This window comes from Streptomyces sp. NPDC002156 (genome assembly GCF_053593675.1).
Window position 1 is genome coordinate 1 of record NZ_JBSFDA010000035.1, and the last position, 22,009, is coordinate 22,009.

Annotated in this window: 16 protein-coding genes and 1 tRNA gene; 9 read left to right on the forward strand and 8 right to left on the reverse strand. The window is 69.9% G+C overall.

Annotation, left to right across the window (positions count from 1 at the left end; translation table 11 throughout):
• Positions 1–303 precede the first annotated feature (303 nt).
• Positions 304–1,611, forward strand: a complete 1,308-nt coding sequence (locus tag ACWCRB_RS16895) for a class I SAM-dependent methyltransferase (RefSeq protein WP_450996785.1) — start codon at positions 304–306, stop codon at positions 1,609–1,611.
• Positions 1,612–1,677: 66 nt separating this feature from the next.
• Here ACWCRB_RS16895 and ACWCRB_RS16900 read toward each other — a convergent pair whose 3' ends face one another.
• Both ACWCRB_RS16900 and ACWCRB_RS16905 read right to left on the reverse strand, forming a co-directional pair.
• Complete coding sequence (locus ACWCRB_RS16900; protein WP_450996786.1) at positions 1,678–4,215, reverse strand: ABC transporter permease; 2,538 nt, start codon at positions 4,213–4,215, stop codon at positions 1,678–1,680.
• Positions 4,216–4,275: 60 nt separating this feature from the next.
• Complete coding sequence (locus ACWCRB_RS16905) at positions 4,276–5,052, reverse strand: ABC transporter ATP-binding protein (RefSeq protein ID WP_450996787.1); 777 nt, start codon at positions 5,050–5,052, stop codon at positions 4,276–4,278.
• Between the two features lie 427 nt (positions 5,053–5,479).
• Here ACWCRB_RS16905 and ACWCRB_RS16910 point away from each other — a divergent pair.
• The 3 genes from ACWCRB_RS16910 (at position 5,480) to ACWCRB_RS16920 (ending at position 7,987) form a co-directional block, all read left to right on the forward strand.
• Positions 5,480–5,563: transfer RNA gene (locus ACWCRB_RS16910), tRNA-Leu, on the forward strand.
• Positions 5,564–5,734: 171 nt separating this feature from the next.
• The gene (locus ACWCRB_RS16915; protein ID WP_450996788.1) at positions 5,735–6,919 is read left to right on the forward strand and encodes a 4-hydroxybenzoate 3-monooxygenase; all 1,185 of its coding nucleotides are present in this window, start codon (positions 5,735–5,737) and stop codon (positions 6,917–6,919) included.
• Between the two features lie 159 nt (positions 6,920–7,078).
• The gene (locus tag ACWCRB_RS16920) at positions 7,079–7,987 is read left to right on the forward strand and encodes a Bax inhibitor-1/YccA family protein (protein WP_450996789.1); all 909 of its coding nucleotides are present in this window, start codon (positions 7,079–7,081) and stop codon (positions 7,985–7,987) included.
• A gap of 93 nt (positions 7,988–8,080) precedes the next feature.
• Here the strand turns inward: ACWCRB_RS16920 and ACWCRB_RS16925 are convergent, their stop codons facing one another.
• Positions 8,081–8,311, reverse strand: a complete 231-nt coding sequence (locus ACWCRB_RS16925) for a DUF4287 domain-containing protein (RefSeq protein ID WP_235478137.1) — start codon at positions 8,309–8,311, stop codon at positions 8,081–8,083.
• A 104-nt stretch (positions 8,312–8,415) separates the two neighbouring features.
• On the opposite strand from ACWCRB_RS16925, the gene ACWCRB_RS16930 reads away from it, so the two are divergent.
• On the forward strand, positions 8,416–8,727 hold the full coding sequence (locus tag ACWCRB_RS16930) for a hypothetical protein (protein ID WP_235478138.1): 312 nt from the start codon (positions 8,416–8,418) through the stop codon (positions 8,725–8,727).
• Between the two features lie 178 nt (positions 8,728–8,905).
• Here ACWCRB_RS16930 and ACWCRB_RS16935 read toward each other — a convergent pair whose 3' ends face one another.
• The 3 genes from ACWCRB_RS16935 to ACWCRB_RS16945 form a co-directional block, all read right to left on the reverse strand.
• On the reverse strand, positions 8,906–9,703 hold the full coding sequence (locus tag ACWCRB_RS16935; protein WP_450996790.1) for a hypothetical protein: 798 nt from the start codon (positions 9,701–9,703) through the stop codon (positions 8,906–8,908).
• Positions 9,704–9,969: 266 nt separating this feature from the next.
• On the reverse strand, positions 9,970–11,190 hold the full coding sequence (locus tag ACWCRB_RS16940) for an acetyl-CoA C-acetyltransferase (RefSeq protein WP_405537065.1): 1,221 nt from the start codon (positions 11,188–11,190) through the stop codon (positions 9,970–9,972).
• Positions 11,191–11,306: 116 nt separating this feature from the next.
• The gene (locus ACWCRB_RS16945) at positions 11,307–12,287 is read right to left on the reverse strand and encodes a LysR family transcriptional regulator (RefSeq protein WP_450996791.1); all 981 of its coding nucleotides are present in this window, start codon (positions 12,285–12,287) and stop codon (positions 11,307–11,309) included.
• A gap of 105 nt (positions 12,288–12,392) precedes the next feature.
• Between ACWCRB_RS16945 and ACWCRB_RS16950 the strand changes: the two genes are divergently transcribed.
• Positions 12,393–15,761: a S8 family serine peptidase gene (locus ACWCRB_RS16950; protein WP_450996792.1), complete on the forward strand. Its 3,369-nt coding sequence runs from the start codon at positions 12,393–12,395 to the stop codon at positions 15,759–15,761.
• 202 nt (positions 15,762–15,963) lie between these two features.
• Here the strand turns inward: ACWCRB_RS16950 and ACWCRB_RS16955 are convergent, their stop codons facing one another.
• Positions 15,964–17,124, reverse strand: coding sequence for a helix-turn-helix domain-containing protein (locus ACWCRB_RS16955; protein WP_450996793.1), 1,161 nt, complete (start codon positions 17,122–17,124; stop codon positions 15,964–15,966).
• Positions 17,125–17,402: 278 nt separating this feature from the next.
• On the opposite strand from ACWCRB_RS16955, the gene ACWCRB_RS16960 reads away from it, so the two are divergent.
• The 3 genes from ACWCRB_RS16960 to ACWCRB_RS16970 all read left to right on the forward strand — a co-directional run bounded on the left by ACWCRB_RS16960 (position 17,403) and on the right by ACWCRB_RS16970 (position 21,370).
• Positions 17,403–17,807 carry a hypothetical protein gene (locus ACWCRB_RS16960; protein WP_450996794.1) on the forward strand — a complete coding sequence of 135 codons (405 nt, stop codon included), beginning with the start codon at positions 17,403–17,405 and terminating at the stop codon, positions 17,805–17,807.
• Positions 17,808–17,934: 127 nt separating this feature from the next.
• On the forward strand, positions 17,935–18,846 hold the full coding sequence (locus tag ACWCRB_RS16965; protein WP_450996795.1) for a hypothetical protein: 912 nt from the start codon (positions 17,935–17,937) through the stop codon (positions 18,844–18,846).
• A 229-nt stretch (positions 18,847–19,075) separates the two neighbouring features.
• Entirely contained in the window at positions 19,076–21,370 is a 2,295-nt protein-coding gene (locus tag ACWCRB_RS16970; RefSeq protein WP_450996796.1) for a FlgD immunoglobulin-like domain containing protein, read from the forward strand.
• A 90-nt stretch (positions 21,371–21,460) separates the two neighbouring features.
• Here ACWCRB_RS16970 and ACWCRB_RS16975 read toward each other — a convergent pair whose 3' ends face one another.
• Entirely contained in the window at positions 21,461–21,982 is a 522-nt protein-coding gene (locus ACWCRB_RS16975; RefSeq protein WP_450996797.1) for an ATP-binding protein, read from the reverse strand.
• Positions 21,983–22,009: the final 27 nt, after the last annotated feature.

Genomic DNA, 22,009 nt, shown 5'->3' on the forward strand with positions numbered 1-22,009 from the left:
GGGAAAGTCGCGCTGAACGCGCTCTTCCTCGAACGCCGGACGGGCTGACATACCCAGCCCGTCCGGCGTTTGAGGACAAGGCCCCTTCAGGGCCGTAGCGGGGGTTCGGGGGCGCAGCCCCCAGGGATGGGACGGGTAGGGGCGGCGGGGGCGAAGGAAAATCGGCGTCCGACGCAGCCGCCCTGCCCCCCTGGGCAGCCCCTTTGCCCAGTTGTGATCCCTCCGGGGGACTGCGCGCCAGGCGTGTTGGTGTTTTCGTGGGTGTTGGACATTCCCGGTTGTGCCGTAACGGAGGTGTGCGTCATGCCCGAAGCCGCGTCGCGGCTGCAGAGCTACGCCGAACAGTTGCTGGGTGCCCCGCTCCCGATGCGCATCCGCGCCTGGGACGGTTCGGAGGCAGGCCCGCCCGGCGCCCCCGCCCTGGTCGTCCGCAACCGCCGCGCCCTGCGCCGGCTGCTGTGGAAACCGGGCGAACTGGGACTCGCCCGGGCCTGGGTCGCAGGCGACCTGGACATCGAGGGGGACTTCTACGCCGCCCTCGACCTGCTGTCCGGGCTGGTCTGGGAGCGCGGGGAGGACGCCCGGACCCTCGCCGAGGCGCTGCGTGACCCCGAGGCGCGGGCAGCGGTGCGCGGGCTCGTGAAGATGGCCGGGCCGCCTGTACCTCCTGCTCCGCCCCGTGAAGAGGTTCCGCGCCGGCGCCGGCACCTCCACACCAAGCGCACCGACAAGCGAGCCGTCAGCCACCACTACGACGTCGGCAACGACTTCTACGAGATCGTTCTCGGGCCGTCCATGGTGTACTCCTGTGCCTACTGGGATGCCCCCGGAGGAACCTCCGACTCCGGCACTCTTGAGGGCGCCCAGCGCGACAAGCTCGACCTCGTCTGTCGCAAGCTCGCCCTCGTGCCCGGTCTGCGGCTCCTCGACGTCGGCTGCGGCTGGGGCTCCCTCGCCATCCATGCCGCCCGCGAGCACGGCGTACACGTCGTCGGAGTCACCCTCTCGCAGGAGCAGGCCGCGTACGCCCGTAAGCGCGTCGCCGACCAGGGGCTCACGGACCGGGTCGAGATCCGGGTGCAGGACTACCGGGACGTCACCGACGGGCCCTTCGACGCCGTCTCCTCCGTGGGGATGGCCGAGCATGTGGGGAGCGAGCAGTATCTGACGTACGCACGTGATCTGTATGCCCTGCTGAAGCCCGGTGGGCGGTTGCTCAATCATCAGATCGCCCGTCGGCCGCGCGTGGACGAGGGCGCTTACAGCCTCGACGGGTTCATCGACGCCTATGTCTTTCCGGACGGCGAACTCGAGCCCATCGGCACCACCGTCACCCAGCTCGAACGGGCCGGGTTCGAGGTGCGTGACGTCGAGTCCATCCGGGAGCACTACGCCCTGACGCTGCGGCAGTGGGTGACCAACCTGGAGGGTGACTGGGCGCGCGCCCAGCAGCTCACCAGCCCGGGGCGGGCCCGCGTCTGGCGGCTGTACATGGCCGCCTCCGCCCTCGCCTTCGAGCACAACCGGATCGGCGTCAACCAGGTTCTCGCAGTACGGACCTCGGGCGACGGCGACTCCGGGATGCCGCTGCGTTCCCGTACCTGGAACTGACCGGGGAAGGGAGTACGTCGACGTCGGGCCCCGCTCCTTACGAGCGGGGCCCGGCCGCTGCCTTGCCTACTCCGACTTGATCGCCGCCAGCATGTTCAGCCGGGCCGCGCGCCGGGCCGGCCACAGGGCCGCCAGGACGCCCACCGTGGCGGCGAGGAGCAGGAAGAACGCCATCCTGGCCCAGGGCAGGACGAGTTCGTACGTCGGCATGCTGGTGCCGATGAGTTCGCCGGCCGCCCAGCCGAAGAACACGCCCAGGCCGATGCCCAGGACGCCGCCGAAGACGGAGATGACCAGGGATTCCAGGCGGACCATGCGCTTGATGCCCTTGCGGTCGAGGCCGATCGCGCGGAGCATGCCGATCTCCTGGGAGCGTTCGAAGACCGACATGGCCAGGGTGTTGATGACCCCGAGGACCGCGACCAGGACGGCCATCGCCAGGAGGCCGTAGAGCATGTTCAGCATCAGGGTGAACATGCTGGCGATCTCGTTGGAGATGTCCTTCTTGTCCTGGATCTGGATCGCCGGGTTGGTGCCCAGGGCCTGCTCCAGCCGGTCCTTCGTCGCGTCCGTCGCGCCGCCCGAGGTCTTCACCATGACCTGCATGTCGCCGATGTCGTCGGCGGCCGTCCGGTGCGGGGCCAGAAGGCTGTCGTCGACGAGAAGGCCGCTGATCATCTCGTTGCCCTCGTACACGCCCGCCACCGTCAGCCGCTGCTTCTTGCCGTCCTCGTAGCCGATGGTGAAGGCCGAACCCGCCTTCCAGCCATGGGAGTCGGCCGTCCACTCGTCCACGACGACCTGGGTGGCGCCGATCGCGAACGCGCCTTCGTTGATCGGCAGTTGGGTCAGCTTCCCGAACGCGGAGCCGGTGACGCCGGTCAGGTACTCCGTGGAGCCGTCGATGCGCGCGGGGGTGTTGCGCATGGGGCTGAGGGCGGTCACGCCGGTCGTCCTCGCCAGCTTCTCGGCGACCTCGGGGGAGAGTTCCATGCCGTTGGCCATGGAGACGACGTAGTCCGCCCTGATCGAGGACGAGGCCATCTTGTCGATCGACTTCTGGAGGCTGCCCGCCATCACCGTCATACCGGTGATGAGGGTGAGCCCGATCATCAGCGCGGAGGCCGTGGCGGCCGTACGACGGGGATTGCGGACCGAGTTCTGGCGGGCCAGCTTCCCGGAGACACCGAACACGCGCATCAGCGGGGCCGCGGCGGCGATCAGCGGGCGGGAGAGCAGCGGGGTGAGGATGAAGACGCCGATGATGAGGAGTACGGCGCCGATGCCCATGGGGGCCTGGCCGTCCGAGCCGCTCATCGTCGTGGCCGCGAGGACGACGGCGACGCCCGCGCCCGAGAAGAGCGCGCCCAGCGTGTTGCGCAGGACCAGCGACTTGGTCGTCGCGGTCGCGTGGACGCTGCTCATCGCGGCCACCGGGGGGATCTTCGCGGCGCGGCGGCCGGGCAGCCAGGCCGCCAGCATGGTGATGAGGATGCCGACCGCGAGGGCCGCGCCGACCGTGCCGGGCGTGACGATCAGCGGTCCGTCGGGCACGGTCGCGCCGAGCAGTCCGAGGAGTGCCTTCAGTCCGGCCCCGATCCCGATGCCTGTGATCAGTCCGGTCACCGCCGCCACCGCGCCGACCACGAACGCCTCGATCAGCACCGACCGCGTGACCTGGCGGCGCGAGGCACCGACCGCGCGCATCAGAGCCAGTTCCTTGGTGCGCTGGGCGACCAGCATGGTGAAGGTGTTGGCGATGATGAACGTACCGACGAAGAGCGCGATGCCGGCGAAGACCAGCAGGCCCTGCTTGAGGCCGCTCATCGAGGAGGAGATGAACTTGGCCTGGTCGTCGGCCAGTTGGGTGCCTGTCGTGGTCTCGATCGTGTCGCCCGGCAGGGCCTTGTCCAGGGCCGCCTTGAGTGCGGTCTGGCTCGTCCCTGCCGCCGCCTTGACGTCGATCTCGTCGTACGTGCCCGTCTTGCCGAACAGCTGCTGCGCGGTCGCCGTGTCGAAGAGGGCGAGGCTGCCGCCGGCCGCCACATTGCCGTCGTCCGTGGTGAAGATGCCGGAGACGGTGGGGGTGAGCACCGGGCCGTCCACCGACAGGCGCACGGTGTCGCCGACCTGGTAGCCGGCCCGCTCGGCGGTCTTCGCGTCGAGGGCGACCTGGTTCGCGCCGCGCGGCGCGGTGCCGTCCTTGAGCGGGTAGCGGGCGTCCTTGTCGCCCCAGAAGTTCCCGCCCTGCGACTGGAATCCGTCGCCGACGAGCTTGCCGTCCTTGTCGGCTATGGCCGTGAAGCCGGTCACGACACCGATGGCGGAGGCGGCACCCGGGACCTTCGCGCTCTCGTCGAGCAGGGCCCGCGTCAGCTCCGGGGTCTTGCCGATCTTGTCGCCCACATCGTCCCGGGGGCGTGCCTGCACGGCGACGTCGACCTGGTCGAACCCCTTGGCGGAGCTGTTCTGGAGGGCGTTCGAGAGGGTGTTGGTGAAGACCAGGGTCCCGGACACGAACGCCACGCCGAGCATCACGGCGAGCACGGTCATCAGAAGCCTGGCCTTGTGCGCGAGTACGTTGCGCAGGGCGGTACGGAACATGGGGTGTCGTCTCAGTCCGTCGGGTGAAGTGGAAGCAGGGCTACGGGAGTTGAGTGGACGTCAGCTGGTGCGGACGGTCCGTGTGTCGAGCCGCTTCATGCGGTCCAGGACGCCGTCCGCCGTCGGGCCGTACAGCTCGTCCACGATCCGGCCGTCCGCGAGGAACACCACCCGGTCCGCGTACGCCGCCGCCACCGGGTCGTGGGTGACCATCACGACCGTCTGACCCAGTTCCCGTACGGAGTTGCGCAGGAAGCCCAGTACCTCGGCGCCCGCGCGGGAGTCGAGGTTCCCGGTCGGTTCGTCGCCGAAGATGATGTCGGGGCGGGAGGCCAGCGCCCGGGCCACCGCGACGCGCTGCTGCTGGCCGCCGGAGAGCTGGGACGGGCGGTGGCGGAGCCGGTCGGCGAGGCCGATCATCGAGATCACCGAGTCCAGCCACTGCTTGTCCGGCTTACGGCCCGCGATGTCCATCGGGAGGGTGATGTTCTCCAGGGCGGTCAGCGTCGGCAGCAGGTTGAACGCCTGGAAGATGAAGCCGATCTTGTCCCGGCGGAGCTTGGTGAGCTGCTTGTCCTTGAGGGAGCCCAGCTCGGTGTCGCCGATCCGCACGGAGCCGGAGGAGAAGGAGTCCAGGCCCGCCACGCAGTGCATCAGCGTGGACTTGCCGGAGCCGGACGGGCCCATGATCGCGGTGAACTCGGCCTGCTTGAAGTCGACGGAGACCTGGTCGAGGGCGACGACCCGCGTCTCACCCTGTCCGTAGACCTTGGACAGTTCCGTGGCGCGGGCGGCCACTGTCGTGGTGGTCCGGTCGGCGAGGGGGGTGGTGGTCACGGGCGGGCTCCTGTCGGAAGGTTCGACGAGTTTCGACTTCTGAGGTCTGAGGCTCGTGAACCATCGTCATGGCCGGGGACCGCCGTGTAGTCAGCCGCTGTTCCGGTTCCGAAGGCAGTCTTGGGACGGACCCGGTGCGCCTGTGTCATACCTGGGGATGACGGGCGTCCCCTACGAGGGAGCTGTGGCAAGTGCCAGGGGCCATGACAAGAACAGGTGGAGCCCCCTTGTTCGGGCGGTGAAATTCCGTCATTCCGCATGCGGGCCGGGCTGCCTCGCGAAAGGCTACTGGCAAGTGCGGATGGCCCGTTCCAGGTGCTGATGCACCCTCAGACGTCAATAAAATAAGACAACATCGGTCCCCTCACCCGCAGTTCGGGTGAGGCGTCCCGATAGGCTCGGAACCTCGATGCGGAGCCCAGGGCCTGCCCGGATGGTGGAATGCAGACACGGCGAGCTTAAACCTCGCTGCCCCTTCGCGGGCGTGCCGGTTCAAGTCCGGCTCCGGGCACCTCCGACCGTCGTATGCCGGATTTGTCGGTGCTTCATCCATTGAAGTCTTGGCTGCGGAATCGTTGACAGCGGGCGTATGCGGTCAGACACTCATTCCAGGAAGTGAGTGAAGAAAGTTTCACTATACGAACACCCCTCGTATGAACGTACTGCATGAAGGGAACGACCGATGCGTACCACCGTCGGCATCATCGGAGCCGGCCCCGCGGGGCTCCTGCTCGCGCGGCTGCTCCACAACGCCGGTATCGACTCGGTCGTCCTGGAGAGCCGGGACCGGGAGTACGTGGAGCACCGGCAGCGCGCAGGGATCCTGGAACAGGGGACCGTCGACGTGCTGCGTGCCGCCGGGGCGGGTGCGCGCATGGACCGCGAGGGCCTGCGTCACGACGGCATCGAACTGCGGTACGACAAGAAGCGCCACCGCGTCGACTTCCCCGCCCTCACCGGCGGCCGGTCCGTGATGGTGTACGCGCAGACGGAGGTCTGCAAGGACCTCATCGCCCTCCAGCTGGCCGAGGGCGGCCCGCTGCTCTTCGAGGCGGAGGCGCTGGCGGTGGAGGGACTGGAGGGGGCGGACGGTGGCAGTCCTCGGGTGCGGTTCCGGCACGAGGGGCGCGAGGACGTACTGGAGTGCGAGTACGTCGTCGGGTGCGACGGCTTCTGGGGCGTGGCCCGTACGGCGATCCCCGCCGAACTCACCCGGGTCTTCGAACGGTCGTACCCCTTCGGCTGGCTCGGCATCCTCGCCGACGTACCGCCCTCGCACGACGAGCTGGTCTACGCCCGCCACGACCGCGGCTTCGCCCTGCTCTCCATGCGCTCCCCGTCCGTCTCCCGCCTCTACCTCCAGGTGCCGGACGGCACCGACGCCGAGGCGTGGAGCGACGAGGAGATCTGGGACGAGCTGGAGCGGCGCTTCGAGACCGCCGACGGCTGGAAGCTCGACCGGGGGCCCATCACCCAGAAGTCCGTGACCCCGATGCGGAGTTACGTCCACGAGCCGATGCGGTACGGACGGCTGTTCCTCGCCGGGGACGCCGCGCACATCGTCCCGCCGACCGGCGCCAAGGGCCTCAACCTCGCCGTCGGGGACGTCGTCACCTTCGCGCGCGCCCTGACGCACCAGAAGGAGACGGGCTCGGCGGAGCTGCTCGACGCCTACTCCGAGACCTGTCTGCGCCGGGTCTGGCAGGCCGAGCGGTTCTCGTACGACATGACGACCCTGCTGCACCGCTCCCCGGACGCCACTCCCTTCGACGACCGGCTGCAGCTGGCGCGGCTGGAGCGGATCGCCACCGCCCGTTCGGCGGAGACGGATCTGGCGGAGGGGTACACGGGGTTCCCTTTGGAGTGACGTTGCCTACCGGGGGGCTCCATGGCAGGGAATCAGGCGGGCGCGTAGCGTGTTCGCGACAGGACAAGGGAAAGATCCTCCCCAAGCACTAGGGTCAATCCTTTGCCCACCTATTACTCTTGAGCCCAAGGCCACGCATCGTGTCCATGGAGGAGTGAAATGAGGAGCAGCAACCCGGTCTTCTCGCGACGGGGGTTCAGCCGCGACAACGGCTACGCGGGTTTCAACACCGCGCCGCAGGCCGGGGGCGCCGCTGTCGGTACGCAGTCGGGCAACCCGTATGCGGACCAGCAGGCCCAGCAGGGTGGCAACCCGTACGCGACCAACCCCTACGCCCAGCAGGACCTTCAGCACGGCGCGCCGCCGCAGGCCCCGGTCACCACCGGCCGGATGACGATCGACGACGTCGTCATGCGGACCGCCACCACCCTTGGTGTGCTGGTCGTCACGGCGGCGCTCGCCTGGGCGCTGCTGCCGGTCGACGACGCGAACATCAACCGGTCCTACGGCATCGCCATCGGCGCCGGTCTGGTCGCGATGGTCCTCGGCCTCGTCCAGTCCTTCAAGCGCAAGGCCTCGCCCGCGCTGATCGTGACGTACGCGGCGCTCGAGGGTGTCTTCCTCGGCGTCGTCTCCAGCGTGGTCGACAACCGCATCGCGAGCGGTGCGGCCATGCAGGCCGTGATCGGCACGCTGGCGGTCTTCACCGCCGTGCTCGTGGCGTACAAGGCGGGCTGGATCCGCGTCAACCGCCGCTTCTACGGCTTCGTGATGGCGGCCGCGCTCGGCTTCGTCCTCCTGATGGCAGTGAACCTGCTGTTCGCCGTCTTCGGCGGCGGTGACGGCCTCGGCTTCCGCAGCGGTGGCCTCGGCATCATGTTCGGCATCATCGGCATCCTGCTCGGTGCGTGCTTCCTGGCTCTCGACTTCAAGCAGGTCGAGGACGGCATCGCCTACGGCGCGCCGCGCGAGGAGGCCTGGCTGGCCGCCTTCGGTCTGACCATGACGCTGGTCTGGATCTACCTGGAGTTCCTGCGGCTGATCGCCATCCTTCAGGGTGACGACTAGTACGACGGCCTCCAGTAGGCAGTAGAAGGGCCCCGGGGTCACTCCCGGGGCCCTTCTGTCGTCGTGGTGTCGGTGCGTGCGCGCCCCGGGCTCTCAGAGGAGCTTGCGCGCGGCCCTCCTCATGTCGTACTCGTGAATGATCGCCTTGGCGTGGCCGTACGCGAGATTGTGCTCGTGCCGGAGCCAGCTGACCTTCTCCTCGAAGCGGAAGAGGGAGGGGCCTTCGTCGACGGTGCGCAGCCAGTCGGATACTTCACGACCGGTGCAGTGGGGGATGCGGGCGAGCATGTTGCGGTGGGTCTCCTCGGAGAGGACGTGGGACATCGGCGCCTCCGGACGCAAAGGGGATGTAAGCCGGTCCTTCACGCCACCGTGCCTGAGGGTTGGGTTGTTGGCAACAGTCCAGGTGCGACCGTTAGTCTCACGGCGTGCTGGATACCTCGCCTTTGACGCGCGCAGTGGATCACTTTGCCGATCGTTTGCGGGCGGCGCCGCAGAGTCGGTTGCAGCGGGGCGCTGCCGCTGAGGCGTTGGGGTTGGCCAGGGAGTTGGCACGGCGTGCCCAGCTGTTGGAGTCGCCGGGGGGTGAGCCGCTCGTCATGCCGGATGTGGGGATGTTCGCGGGGGCGGATCAAGTGACTGTCGCCGCGCATGATTTGGCGCTGGTTCTTCGGAGTGAGGGGGAGTTGGCTTCGGCGTTGGCTCTTGTTGCGGAGGCTCAGCAGCGGGCGGGGGTCTGAGGGGTTCGTTGTCGGCTTGCGGCCGGTGGGGGCTTGTCGCGCAGTTCCCCGCGCCCCTATCGGGGCGCCCCTGCTGGCGGCGATTGAATGCTCAGCCCCTTGCCGCGACGGAAAACCCACCGCCTGCCCGCGACCAGCGACCGTGACCGGCCCACCCGCGTCCAGGGACCGCAACTGGCTACAGGGACGCTATGACCCTGTCCGCCAGTACGTAGACCGTTTCCTCGCCGCATTCGAAGGTGAGGGCGTAGGCGCCCGAGATGCCGGAGCCGCCGAGGAGGACCGGGGCCTCGCCTGCGCGGAGGGCTGCGGAGAGGCGTTCGGCGGTTTCGCGGTGGCCGGGGGTCATGCAGAGGGTCGTGCCGTCCGTGAAGACGTAGACGTCGAGGGTGCCCAGGGGGCCGGGGCGGACGTCGGCCAGGGCGGTGCGGGAGTCGGCGAGGTCCTCCAGGCAGGCGACCGTGCGTTCGTGGTCGTTCACGATGGGCGACTGGGCCGGGACGAAGTCCGGGTGGGACGGGTGCCGGCGGCGGGCCGCGGCCAGTTCGGCGGACTCGCCCGCGAACTCGTCGGCCTCCGTGCTGGGCTCGGTCACCGGCTCCAGGGACTCCAGGCCCGCGAAGTCCGCCGGACGCGGCAGGAACAGTTCGCTGTCGGGGAGGCCGAGCAGGGAGGGGGCGTCGGAGGCGTCACGGGCCTCCTGGGCGGCCCAGAAGGCACGCGCCTCGGCAAGCTCCCGCTCCCGCTCCTCGGCGAGCGCCTCGGCCACGGCAGCGCGTATCTCGTCGGTGTCACGGGGCGTGCGGGCCTGCGGCACGAGACCGTGCGCCCCGACGGCGAGGCTCTGGGCGGCCAGCTCGGTGTGCAGGGCCGCGATCTGTCGACGCAGTCCCAGCAAGGTGCGCAGAACGGCGACGCCCACAGCCGTGGTGACGGTGGCTGTGGCGAGCAGCAGAGCAAGAGGCGTAGCGCTCACTGACGTACTCCCGGTTCAAAGTCGACCCCCGACTTCCTACATCAGCTTGAAGGGTGGACTAACCACCTGTCAGTGCGTAACGTCACGAAACGGACAGGACTTTGGGCCTGATGTTTGGGGTCGAACCCCAGGTGACCTGCACAAATACCTCTTCGGAGCGAGATAGGTCACATCCTGGGGGAGATTGGATCACAAAACGGCCCAGAACCCCGGTGGTTGCGGGGTTCCGGGCCGCTCTCTCACGCAGAGTTTCCTGTCAACTACCGTCAGCTCAGGCGCTCGATGACCATCGCCATGCCCTGGCCGCCGCCGACGCACATCGTCTCCAGGCCGAACTGCTTGTCGTGGAACTGGAGGGAGTTGATCAGCGTGCCGGTGATCCGCGCGCCCGTCATGCCGAAGGGGTGGCCGACGGCGATGGCGCCACCGTTCACGTTCAGCTTCTCCAGCGGGAGGCCGAGGTCGCGGTAGGAGGGGATCACCTGGGCGGCGAACGCCTCGTTGATCTCGGCCAGGTCGATGTCGTCGATGGTGAGGCCGGCGCGGCGCAGCGCCTGCTGGGACGCTTCCACCGGGCCGAGGCCCATGATCTCGGGGGAGAGGCCGGAGACGCCGGTCGACACGATCCGGGCCAGCGGGGTCAGACCCAGCTCGCGCGCCTTCGTGTCGCTCATGATCACGACGGCCGCGGCGCCGTCGTTCAGCGGGCAGCAGTTGCCGGCCGTGACCAGCCCGTCCGGACGGAACACCGGCTTCAGCCCCTGGGTCCCCTCCAGCGTCACCCCCGCACGCGGACCGTCGTCCTTCGAGACCACCGTGCCGTCGGGCAGCGTCACCGGGGTGATCTCGCGCTCCCAGAAGCCGTTCTTGATGGCTTCCTCGGCGAGGTTCTGCGAACGGACACCGAACTCGTCCATGTCCAGCCGCGTCACGCCCTTCACGCGGGCGAGGTTCTCGGCGGTCTGGCCCATCGAGATGTAGGCGTCCGGTACGAGACCGTCCTCGCGCGGGTCGTGCCAGGAGGTGCCCTCCTGCTCGGCGACGGCGGCCGTACGGGCCTCGGCCTCGGCGAAGATCGGGTTGCGCGTGTCGGGCAGCGAGTCCGAGTTGCCCTTCGTGAACCGGGAGACCATCTCGACACCGGCCGAGATGAAGACGTCGCCCTCGCCCGCCTTGATGGCATGCAGTGCCATCCGGGACGTCTGGAGCGACGAGGAACAGTAACGGGTGATCGTGCAGCCCGGCAGGTAGTCCATGCCCATCTGCACGGCGACGATCCGCCCGAGGTTGTTGCCCTGCTCACCGCCGGGCAGACCGCAGCCGAGCATCAGGTCGTCGATGTCCCGCGGGTCCAGCTCGGGGACCTTGGCCAGTGCGGCCTGGATGATCGTGGCGGTGAGATCGTCGGCGCGCAGTTCCTTGAGGGAGCCCTTGAAGGCGCGTCCGATGGGGGAGCGGGCGGTCGAGACGATGACGGCTTCCGGCATGACGGCTCCATTGGCGTTACGAGGGTAAGCGAACCTGCTTGGGAAGTTACCCGTACGTATGGTCCCGGTCACGGGTGTGGCGGTGTGACTCGGGCCGCACTTTTCTAAGCGCTTGCTCAGAGAGTGGCGGGCGAGGGCGGGAGTGGGGGCAGCCGGCCCTTGTCCGCCAGCCACTCCCAGTACACCCCCGCCCGCTGCACCTCCGCCCAGTACGCCTTCGTGAGCGCGTCGAACAGCGCGGGCGCATGCTCGGCGAGAGGGCTGTGCGCCGCCCACACCAGCCGTTGCCGCACGCCCATCGGGTCCCCGGTCAGCGGCCGTACGACGACACCCTCGCGCTCGGTCACCAGCGGGTGCGCGAGAGCGACCCCGTGCCCCTGTCCGACCAGCGGGAACACCACGCTCGCGCTCAGCCGCTGCACCCGGCGCGGGGTGAACCCGGCCCGGCGGCACGCGGCCCGGAACTGCGCCCGCATCCGTACGTCCTTGTTCTCTCCCGCGAGCCAGGCCTCGCCGGAGAGTGCCGTGAGGGGTATCTCGGGCCGGGCGGCGAGCGGGTGCCGTTCGGCGATCAGTACGAAGACGGGGTCGACGGCGAGCAGGGCGTCGCTGAGTCCGGGGCGCAGGGCCAGCTCGTACTCCGGGTAGTCGACGACCAGCCCGAAGTCGAGCCGGCCGCCCGCGAGCAGTTCGAGCTGCTCCTCCTCCGTGTCGCAGGTGTGCAGGGTGATCTCGGCCCGGGGGAGGAGCCGGCGCGCGGTGGTGACCAGTACGGCGGTGAGCGGGCCGGGGACCGAGCCGAGCCGCAGGGCGGTCAGGTCGGAGTCGTCGGGGCCCCGCTGCCGTACGTCACGCATGAGGTCCTCATGGGCGGTGAGGATGCCGTGCGCGTGGGCCAGCACCATCGCGCCGAACGCGGTCGGCCGGGAGCCACTGCCGTCCCGTACGAACAACGCGCCGCCCAACACCCGTTCGATGCGCTGGAGTTGGGCGGTCAGTGCGGGCTGGGTGAAGCCGAGGGTCGCGGCGGCACGGGTGATGGAGCCGGTGTCGGCGATGGCGTTCAGGACGCGTAGGTGGCGGATCTCCAGATCCATAGCGCGATGTTATGGGCGGTTGGGAGTACCCGGAAGATCGCACCGGCGGGGACAGTCGACGGCGACCGGAGTCACGACCGTCACCACCGCAGCAGTGGAGGCCGTATGTCCCGCATGTCCCGAAGACTGGTCGGCGTACTGACAACTGCGTTGCTGGTGCAGGGAGTTGTGGCGGTCACGCCCGCAACCGCTGTGACGGACAAGGCCGTTGCCTCCGACTGGACCCACGGAACCGGACAACAGGCCGCCGCCACCCACCAGGTCACCCTCGTGACCGGCGACCGGGTGGACCTGGCCGGTGAGGGCGTCGCCATCGAGCCCGGGGTCGGCCGCGAGGCGATGGGCTTCCAGCAGTTCGAGCGGGACGGCCACCAGTACGTCGTCCCGAACGACGCCCTCCGCCTCGTCGCCGGCGGACAGGTCGACGAGCGGCTGTTCGACGTGACGGGCCTGGTCGCGGCCGGGTACGACGACGCGAGTACGGCCGTACTGCCCACGATCGTGACGTACGCCGACGCGACGCTCGGCGGCCGGAGCCTGCGTGCGACGGACGGCGCCCAGGTGATCCGTACCTTCCCCGCCGTCGACGGCGCGGCGGTGGCCGTCGCGAAGGAGACCGCGGGCACCTTCTGGGACGGGGTGACCGCGGGCAGCCGTACGACCGGACTGCGCACCGCGAGCGGCATCGCCAAGCTCTGGCTGGACGGCAAGCGGCAGATCAGCCTGGACCGGAGCGTGCCGCAGATCGGCGCGCCCACCGCCTGGCAGGCCGGGTACGACGGCACCGGCGTCACGGTCGCCGTTCTGGACACCGGCGTCGACGCCACCCATCCCGACCTGGCCGGGCGGATCAAGAAGGCCGTGAACTTCACGGACGCGCCCGACGCCGACGACACGGTCGGGCACGGCACGCATGTGGCGTCGACGGTGGCGGGCGGCGGCGCGAAGTACAAGGGGGTGGCGCCGGGCGCGTCCCTGCTGATCGGCAAGGTGTGCCCGGACCGTTCCTGCCCCGACTCGGCGATCCTGGCCGGGATGGAGTGGGCGGCGCCCCGGGCGCAGGTCGTCAGCATGAGCCTCGGCGGTGACGACACCCCGGGCGAGGACGTCCTCGAAGAGGCCGTGAACACGCTGACGGCGAAGACCGGCGCCCTCTTCGTGCTCGCCGCGGGCAACGACGGCAGCGCGGACGGCTCGGTCGACTCCCCGTCCACCGCAGACGCCGCGCTCTCCGTGGGCGCCGTCGACAAGCAGGACGTGATGGCGTCCTTCTCCAGCCGGGGGCCGCGCGTGGACGGCGCGGTCAAGCCGGAGATCACGGCGCCGGGCGTCGACATCGTCGCGGCGCGGGCGGCACACGCGGGCAGCGACTATGTGGAGGTCGAGCCGGGCTACACCTCGGTCTCGGGTACGTCGATGGCCACCCCGCACGTGGCCGGGGCGGCGGCCCTGCTGGCCGGCCAGCACCCCGACTGGCAGGCGGCCGAGCTGAAGGCGGCCCTGATGGCGTCGGCGACACCGACCCCCGGTGCGAACGTCAACGCGCAGGGCGCGGGCCGGGTGGACGTGGCGAGGGCTGTACGGCAGTCCGTCCTCGCCACCCCCACCGCCCTGCCCCTGGGCACCCAGGAGGCTCCGGCCGACGACGACGTACCGGTGGTCAGGACGGTGACGTACCGGAACGAGGGCACGGACCCGGTGACTCTGGACTTCGCGGCGAGGGTGACGGGCCCGGACGGCTCGGCCGCCCCGGCAGGCATGTTCACGGTGAGCCCTGCGCTCGCGACGGTCCCGGCGGGCGGGTCGACGACGGTGACGGTGACCGCCGACACGCGAGTGCAGAGCGGTACGGGGGTGTTCGAGGGCGCGCTGGTGGGCGTGGACGCGGCGGGTGGAGTGTCGGTCCGCGTACCGCTGACGATCACCAAGGCGACCCCCACCCACAAACTGACGGTCAGGGTCATCGACCGCGCGGGCAACCCGGCCGCCAGCTACTGGACCGACATCTTCAGCCTGGACGGCTCGGTCTACCGCTTCGTCTACGACCCGTCCGGCTCGGGCACGGTCTCCCTCCCTGCCGGCCGCTACACGGTGGACGCGTCCGTCGTCACGCCGTCGGACGGCAGTACGACCATCCTGGCCCGCCCCACCCTCACGGTGACCGGCGACAGCGAGATCGTCCTCGACGCCCGCGTGGCCACCCCCGTCTCGGCGACCCTCCCCCGCAAGGACGCGAGCCTGCGCCTCGCCTCGGTCGGCTTCTATCGCACATTCACCAACGGGGTGGGCTTCGGTGTCCGGGCCACCGCCGACTCCTTCGGCAAGCTGTTCACGGCCGCGCTGGGCGACGACGTGGGCCCGGGGGAGGGCACGCTGGTCGCGGACGTACGCGGCTTCTGGGCGAAGAAGGGCGCGGACGGGACGTACAACGACTCGCCGTACGAGTACGTCCTGGTGTGGTTCGAGCGAGGTCATCTGCCGACGAACTTCAGCAGGGTGGTGCGGCAGAGCGAACTGGCGACGGTGAAGCAGGAGTACTACGCAGTGACGCCGAAGGCTGGGCCGGGGGCCGGGTCGAGGGCGTTCCAGCACAACTTCGGCTTCCCGCCGGAGGGTGGGAGCGCGCTGTCGGCGGGCGCGATCTGGTTCGACACTCCGGGCAGCAGCCGGACCCTGTACTACAAGGCCGACGACACGATGTGGGAGACGCGGTACAACCAGTACGCGGCCGACGGCACCTTCCAGACACAGTTCTTCACGAACTACGAGACGTACAGGCCCGGCAAGCGGTACACGGTCACCTGGCAGAAGGCGGTACCCGGCCCGCGCTTCGCCCGTACGACATTCGTCGCCCGCGAGGGCAACCGCCTCTCCTTCAACGTCCCGATGGCCGGCGACCAGGCAGGCCACACCGGCTACTCCCTGTACGACAAGAGCCGCGTCGCCTTCTACTACGGCGACCAGAAACTCGTAGAGCTGAACTACCCGTGGACCGACGCCTCGGGCACGGTCCCGGCGGCGGAATCGACCTACCGCCTGGAGTACTCGGCGGAACGCAGTGCGGCCAACGGCGGCTTCGGGCTGGGTACGAGCATCAGCGGCTCGTGGACGTTCCGGTCGGGGGAGGTGAGCGGGCGGTCGGCTCTTGGCCTGTCGGCCTTCGACTTCGCGCCGGTTGTCGACCGGACCAACACGGGGCGGGCGTCTGTTCTGCCGATGCGGTTGGTGCGGCAGCCGGGGGCGGCGGCTTCGGCGGTGCGGTCGGTGGCGGTGGAGGTGTCGTACGACGACGGGGGGAGCTGGCGGAAGGTTCGGCTGGTGCGGGTGGGGCGGGATGCGTGGGTGGTGCCGTTGCCTGGCGGTGGGCGGGGGCTGCCCAAGGGTGGGGGGTATGTGTCGGTGCGGGCGAGTGCGGGGTTCGCTGATGGGAGTGCGGTGGAGTATCGGGTGATTCGGGGCTATCGGGTGGGGTGAGGGGCTGATGCGGTCGCCTGAAGGCGGGGCTCAGCCCAGCGCGTCCATCAGGGTGGTGACGTAGGCGTCCAGCCGGTCCAGCAGCCGTCAGTACAGCCGAAGGCCGCGTAGGCGGAGGGCGCGGCGGCACGGGGCGGGCTTCTCGAACGGTCCTGTGATGCGGAGCGTGTCGCCGCCGAGATCCTCCTTGACGATGGCGACGCTAGGCCGGGCCGGACGGTGAGGGGGACGGCGAGCCCAGGTACGCCCGGTCGCAGTGGGACCAGTCGCTGAAGTCCTTGGCGCGCTTGTACAGGCGGTACGCGGCCTGGATGTTCCACTCCGGCTCCAGGGCGGTGCGTGGTGTGCCGCCCAGCTCCCGCAGTCGGGCGTCGGAGATCTGGAAGACGCCCCAGTTCCTGGTGCCGTTGGTGTTCGGCAGGATGTGCAGCGGATCAAGGAACGACTGGCAGTCGGCGATGGCGACCGCGCGATCGGCCTTTTCCAGGAACACCTCACGGATGCGCTGCCGTACCTTCTCCGGCGACCAGGTGTCCATCCGTGCCTTCTGCGCGTAGAGCGCCTTCTTCGTCCGCTCCCCGACCACCCCGTTGACGGTGATGCCGGACAGCACCTGGAAAGCGGTCACGCGTCTCAGTGTCTGCGGTCCGAAACTGCTGTCCACGTCGATGTCGGCCCCCACCCGGGCGAGGAGCCGCTGCACCTCCCGTACGCAGGCGTCCTGCCGGCCCATGCTCACCGTCTCGGCGCACGCGTCCGAGAAGAGGAGACGGCTGTCGCTCTTCGGCAGGCTGTTCGCTCGGGGCGCGGTCTCCGAGACGGCGGCCGATACCCCCGTCACGAGTGCCAGGGCACTCGCCCCGAGGACTATGCGGCGCCGTCGGTGCCGGATGCCGCCCCGGGCGGGCGCTGCCGACACCGGCGTGGGTGCGGATGCCGGTGCCGGTGCGGCGTCCGACGCCGAGGCCGGGTCCCGGGTCGGTTGCGGGTCCGCGTTCGAATCCGGGTCCGGGTCCGGGTTCGGGTCCGCCATGGGCTCGGGGGCCGAGATCCGCACCGATCCACTGCTGCCCGGTGCCGGTACGGGCTCGGGGCCGGACCCTGCGGATGTCGGCCGGCCGGCGTCCGCGAGAGCCCATAACCGGTGCAGGCGTCTCAGTTCCTCACGCGAGGCTCCGCAGGCCGTGGCGAACTGGTGTGCGGAGCCGTAGTCCTGCGGGACGTAGGAGCCCGCGCAGTACCGGTGAAGGCTGGAACTGCTGATTCCGGTCTTCTGGGCGAGCGCCTCGTAGCTGAGATCCGAACGATCCTTCAACGCCCGCAAACAGGCCGCGAATCTCTCGAACTCCGCGCTGTGCGTCACGCGAACACCCTTCCAGGCAACCGTGGTTGTAGGCGGCCGGATCCTAGTCCCCTCCGCTGTGCTTGTCCCACACCCGTCCCACAGTCCCTCGAAACACCATGCTCACGCAGGTCATCCCATCCCAACGTCCCATCCCGGGCTGATTTGTTGCCGTCGGCGGGCGCCCCTTGCCAGTGTCTGCGGCGTTCGGCGGGGGAAGGGCGGCGCGGCGGGGGAGCCGCGTCGTTCCCGTCCCTCCGAGAGCCGATCCGTAGCACCACCGACTCAAGGAGAAGTCCATGAACAAGCTCTGGGCAGCGCTCGCCACGACGGGCGTGATCGGTGCCTCACTGGTCTCTCTGGCGCCGGCGGCCTCCGCCGCGGCCCAGGCGTGCGTCACCACGACCATCACCACGGGCTACCGCACGTACTCGGAGACGGCGACGAAGTCGTCCACGAGCACCTGCAGCGACCTCAACCTCACCTACGCCAACGACACGTCGGCGGCGGGCTACGACTGTTACCGCGGTATGTACCGCAACTCGGCGGGCACCTGGTTCCGCGGCACGTCCGGCTGGCACTGCCTCTACGACGGCGCCTACGCCGTGGACACGCAGCTCCTGCTGACCGACCTCAACGACGGCACCACGTTCGGCGTCGAGAGCTACTACGACTCGCCCGACTACGTGAACATCACGCACTAGTCCTCCCGACCGTGTCCGGTGGGGCCGCCGCCCGGCGGCGGCCCCACCGGACAGAACACGGTCACGGTCACGGACGCGTGCACGGCGTCCGTCCCACCGGTTGCGAAAGAGAAGGAGAAGGCTCCTGATGGCCGGACCGAACCGGACAGCCGCAGTACCGCCGCGCACCGTGCTCACACTGGTGACGCTGATCACTCTCGTCGCGTGCGCGGCCGGCTGCTCGGAGCCGTCCGCCTCCCCCGCCGGAGGCGATCCGGCCGCCGCCACGTTCCGGGCCTCGCCCGTGACCTACGAGGTGCCGGCGGACCTCACGTCCGCCGTACTGCCGGCGACCGGCGCCGAGTCCCGGTGGTCCCAAGGTCTCGACGCCTTCGGCGAAGCGGTCGCCGACGGCGAGATCCGCGACTGCGTACAGTCCCGGGGCGAGGAGATGCCGGAGCTGGCGCCGCTCGCCTTCACCAGATACATGGACCTGCCCGACCTGGAGTTCATCCGGCGCCACGGCTTCGGATCGACCGCGGTTCCGGTGCCCTCCCCCGAACCCGCCGCGTCGCAGGACTCCCCGGGTGCCGAGCTGATGCGGCGTTGCCTGGCGGCGGGCCAGACCGTCCTGAACGAGTTCCGGGCGCTCTACGGTCCGCTGCGGATGGCATGGTTCAAGGCGATCGGCCGGCTCGGATCCGACGAGTCGGTCGCCTTGGCCTACCGAGCCTTCCCTTCCTGCCTCGCACAGCGGGGTGTGCGGGTGAAAAGCGAGAGCAGCTTCTTCGGGCTCGTGGACAAGCGGCTCGCCGCCGGCGGAACCGACATGGACCTGGCCGCCGACTACGCGACCTGCATGGCCCCGGTCGAAGTCGTCCGTGAGCCGCTGCGCGAGGAGCTGCGGACCCGGTTCGTCACCGACCACCGCCAGGAAATCAAGGAACTGACGGAGAAGCTGATGCCGCGGGTCCGGAAGCTGGCGGCCCGCTACAAGGTACGGCTCTGCTTCCCCGCTCTCGAACAGGCCGGTGCGGACATCACGGAGACTGCGCGCTGACCCGGCGCGCTGACCCGGCGCGCGCTCCGGACACGGTCCCTTGCGGACACCGCTGCTCGGTCATGGTCACGTCGGTGCCCTTTCCGTACAACGTCTCCACTCCGTACAACGTCTCCACCCCCACGTGAGTCTGACGGTGCGGCATGGGCTGGAGCGGCCGTTCCGTACGGCAGTGGCGGCAGCGCGGTGCCGATGAAGCCGACAGGGAAGACCAATGGGGGTGGGGCGCGTGAGACGTACGACTCTGCGTACGGTGTCGAGGAGGAGACGGGCCAGGGGTGGGGTCGTCTCGGTCGCGGCGGCCTTGGCCGTGGTGGCCGGGCTGCTGCAGTTCACGTCGGAGTCGGCTGTCGCGGCCGGTGGCGGGGACATGCCGACCGTCACCCTGCCGGGCACGCACCGGGCGGCGCCGCGGGTCGGGTTCCTGACCGCCGCCGACAGTTCCGGGTATCTGGCCGCGCCGAGGCCGTTCGATGCCGCCTCCCCGGCCAAGTGGATCGGCCGCGACGGCTCGACCCGGGAGGTCCCGAGTCAGGCGTCCACGATCGCCCGCAACGGCGGCCTCGGGCTGGAGAAGGCCGCGGGGACGGCGAACGCGTACGACATCCGGCGCTACGCCACCAACAAGGTGACGCGGTTCTCGCTGCGGGCCGGTGACCAGGTCACCGAGGTCTTCGCCGAGAACCGGCTGCTGGTCGCCCGCCAGGCCGGCGGGAAGTGGACGCTCCACCTGCTGGAGATTCCGGCCGGAGGTGGGCAGTTGGTCGACCGGCCGGTGACCGGCGTGGCCGACGACTTCAGCGGGTTGGTGTACCACGCGACGTCGGACAAGCGGGGAGCCGCGTTCGGGTACAAGTCGGCCGACGGCAGCTTCTCCTGGCGCGCCGTGCTGCTCGACTTCGCCACCGCCTCGCTGACGTACGTGCCGATGGACGACTTCGACTACCTGGAGTATCCCCGCCTGGCCGGCGACACGGTGAGCTTCTACGCCATCGGCAAACAGTCCGACGACCAGCATCTGTACGTCATCGACCGCGAGCGTCCGCAGGCCCCCGGACACCTGGTCGACGTTCCGCGAAGCAGCCTCCAGGCCGCTCGCGCGATCGGCGGCTGGGTGATGTACCCCGGCGCCGCCAACGAGGGCATCGTCGCCGTGCCGGTGACCGGCGGCGGCCCGGCGCGGACCGTGCTGGCCGCCTCGTACCAAGGCTTCGTCGACGGCGACGACGGCAGTTTCTTCATCCAGGGCGGTACGGACGCGGAGCACTGGGCGGTCCAGCGCGTCACTCTGGGTGCGGGCGGGGTTCCGGTCTTCGAGCCGGTGTCGCCGCTGCCGCCGGTCTCCGTGTACGAGGCCGGTGGCGTCGCGGTCGACCAGGGACGGCTGCTGCTCGGCACCGATCGGAAGGACGGGTTCTACCCGTACCCCGGCACCGATCTCACCGCCCCCGCGCTCTCCCTGACGGCCGACGGCAAGCTGACCGCCGCACCGCCGCAGAACCTGGGCGACCTCGGGTACACGGAGTCCAACCCCTCGTACGACGTCAAGTGCTACGGGGAATGCCTGCGGTTCACCGGCACGGGCGAGGGCGGCATCCCCCACCCGCAGGAGTGGCTGACGAACGTCGTGGCCGCGTCCGCCTCGTACACGGTGAAGAAGGACGGGCTGGGGCTCAGCAAGCGGGTGTACGACGGGGACAAGACGCTGGTCACCGGCTCCTGGTCGGCCGCCGCCCTGTGGGGCAACACCCTGTGGACCGCCCGGACCGTCTCCGGCAGGCCGACGTTCGAGACGTACTCGCTGCCGTCGCTGCGGAAGCTGGGCAGTCTGTCGGTCGCCTCCTGCCTGCCGACCGATCTGCAGGTCGTCGGCCGGTACGTCTACTGGTCCTGCGGGCCGAACGCCCAGGCGGTCGTCTACGACCAGAAGACCCGCGTCGCGCAGAACGTGCCCCGGGGCTACGCCCGGCTCGGCGACGGCTATCTGGTCTCCCAGGACGACAAGGCCGGCAAGCTCCTGATCACCTATCTGCGGGGTGCGGTTCCCGCCGCCAAGGTCGGTACGAAGGAACTCGGTCCGCTGCCCTCCCCGCCGTACGCGCCCGCCGACCGGCGCGGCCGGTTCTGGAACGTGGACCGGTTCGGCGGTCCCGTCGCCTACCTGACGGCGTCCGGTGCCGTGACGGTCAAGTGGCCGCAGGTGACCACCTCCCCGCTCGCGGCGACCGACGCCACCGTCCCCACCTCCGTCGCCCCGCGCCAGGGCGGCACCTTCCAGGGCATCTGGCACCTGAACAAGCCGACCGCGACCTGGCAGCTGACCGTCACCACCTCCGCAGGCGCCGTCGTACGGACCCTCACCGGCGGCCGGGCGCACGGCAAGGTCACCGTGACCTGGGACGGGCGCGCCGCGAACGGGGCACTGGTCCGCGCCGGCACCTACCGGGTGAAGCTGACCGCCCGCACCGCGAACGGCACCCCCAGGAACGCGGTGATCTACGACAAGCCGCTGGCGGTGCGGTAGCTGAACCGCCACGGCCTGTACTGAACCCGCTCACCCCTGCCACCCGGCCCGGCCGCGACTTCCCGCCGCCGGGCCCGGTCATGTCCGGCCTCAGTTCTTGACCGCCTCCGCGATCCGCAGGGCGGCCTCGGCGGGCGTGAGGTGGGTGGTGTCGACGACCTCGGCCTCGGCGTGCAGCCAGGTGCGGGCCGCCTCTGCGTAGGGCTCGACGTATCTGAGGCGGAACGGGGAGTTGGGGCCGAGCGGGTCGCCCGCGATGCGTCCGCGCAGGGTGTCCTGGTCGGCGTGGAGGACGAAGTGCCGTACGGGGATGGCGTGTTGGGCCAGGCCCGTGCTGATCTCGCGCCAGTACTCCTCGACCAGGACCGTCATCGGAATCACCAGCGTGCCGCCGGTGTAGTCCAGCACGCGGCGGGCAGTCTCGACGACGAGCGGTCGCCACGGCGGCCAGTGCTGGAAGTTGTCCGTGGCGGGCAGCCCAGGCTTGATGTCCATGAGTGTCTCGCCGACCTTCTCGGCGTCGAACACCTGCGAATCCGGGATCAGTTGCTGCACGAGCGGACTGGTCGTCGACTTGCCCGCGCCATGGGTGCCATTGAGCCATACGATCATAGGTCCGACGCTATCGCTCCCCTCGCG

Bases quoted from the DNA above. Each gene is read 5' to 3' on its own strand.
- ACWCRB_RS16895 (WP_450996785.1), top strand. From the start codon at position 304: ATGCCCGAAGCCGCGTCGCGGCTGCAGAGCTACGCCGAACAGTTGCTG.
- ACWCRB_RS16900 (WP_450996786.1), bottom strand. From the start codon at position 4,215: ATGTTCCGTACCGCCCTGCGCAACGTACTCGCGCACAAGGCCAGGCTT.
- ACWCRB_RS16915 (WP_450996788.1), top strand. From the start codon at position 5,735: ATGCGTACCACCGTCGGCATCATCGGAGCCGGCCCCGCGGGGCTCCTG.
- ACWCRB_RS16920 (WP_450996789.1), top strand. From the start codon at position 7,079: ATGAGGAGCAGCAACCCGGTCTTCTCGCGACGGGGGTTCAGCCGCGAC.
- ACWCRB_RS16925 (WP_235478137.1), bottom strand. From the start codon at position 8,311: ATGTCCCACGTCCTCTCCGAGGAGACCCACCGCAACATGCTCGCCCGC.
- ACWCRB_RS16940 (WP_405537065.1), bottom strand. From the start codon at position 11,190: ATGCCGGAAGCCGTCATCGTCTCGACCGCCCGCTCCCCCATCGGACGC.
- ACWCRB_RS16945 (WP_450996791.1), bottom strand. From the start codon at position 12,287: ATGGATCTGGAGATCCGCCACCTACGCGTCCTGAACGCCATCGCCGAC.
- ACWCRB_RS16950 (WP_450996792.1), top strand. From the start codon at position 12,393: ATGTCCCGCATGTCCCGAAGACTGGTCGGCGTACTGACAACTGCGTTG.
- ACWCRB_RS16960 (WP_450996794.1), top strand. From the start codon at position 17,403: ATGAACAAGCTCTGGGCAGCGCTCGCCACGACGGGCGTGATCGGTGCC.
- ACWCRB_RS16965 (WP_450996795.1), top strand. From the start codon at position 17,935: ATGGCCGGACCGAACCGGACAGCCGCAGTACCGCCGCGCACCGTGCTC.
- ACWCRB_RS16975 (WP_450996797.1), bottom strand. From the start codon at position 21,982: ATGATCGTATGGCTCAATGGCACCCATGGCGCGGGCAAGTCGACGACC.